Consider the following 942-nt stretch of genomic DNA (forward strand, 5'->3'; position numbering starts at 1 on the left):
GGCCGACGGGGCTGCGGTGGCTGCTCTGGTGGGCCGGTATCCGGTGCGGGCGGTGGTGCACGCGGCGGGTGTGCTGGACGACGGTGTGGTGGAGTCGCTGACGGGGGAGCGGCTGGCTGGTGTGCTGCGTCCGAAGGTGGATGCGGCCTGGCACCTGCACGAGGCGACCAAGGGCCTCGATCTTGCGGCGTTCGTGGTGTTCTCGTCGGTGGCGGGGACGTTCGGCAGTGCGGGGCAGTCGGCTTATGCGGCCGGTAACGCGTTCCTGGATGCTCTGGTGCGGCGGCGTCGTGCGCTGGGGCTGCCGGCGGTGTCGCTGGTGTGGGGTCCGTGGGCGCAGGACGCGGGCATGACCCGGACACTGCGGGGTCCGCCGAGACCACCGGACTGGTCGAACGGCTGACCGTGCTCGGCGAGACCGAGCGCCGCGAGATGATGCTGGACCTGGTGCGTGGACACATCGCCCTCGTCCTCGGCCATTCGGGCGCACAAACGGTCAGTCCCGACCGGGCCTTCAAGGACCTGGGCTTCGATTCCTTGACAGCGGTGGAGCTGCGGAACCGGTTGGGCAAGGCGACAGGGCTGCGCCTGCCCGCCACCGTGGTCTTCGACTACCCGACCGCGGAACTCCTCGCCGACCACCTGCTCGACACCGTGCTCGGAACCGTGCGTGATGTGGCTGTGCCGGTGGGGTCATTGCCGTCGGTGGCGGACGACCCGGTCGTGATCGTGGGGATGGCGTGCCGTTATCCGGGTGGGGTGTCCTCGCCGGAAGACCTGTGGCGGCTGGTGTCCGAGGGCGTCGACGCCGTGTCGGACTTCCCGACTGATCGTGGCTGGGATGTCGACTCGTTGTACAACCCGGACCGGAGTGTGCCCGGGACGTCGTACACCCGCGTCGCTGCGGGGCAGCCGCACCGGCGTCTTCGCCGGCGTCATGTA

General features: G+C 70.1%; 1 pseudogene. It reads left to right on the plus strand.

Going from position 1 to position 942, the window contains the following annotated elements:
• Nucleotides 1-942: pseudogene (locus IH50_RS40575) on the plus strand (KR domain-containing protein); the annotation flags it as partial.

It is taken from the genome of Streptomyces sp. NRRL S-37 (assembly GCF_000721605.1).
Lineage (GTDB): Bacteria > Actinomycetota > Actinomycetes > Streptomycetales > Streptomycetaceae > Streptomyces.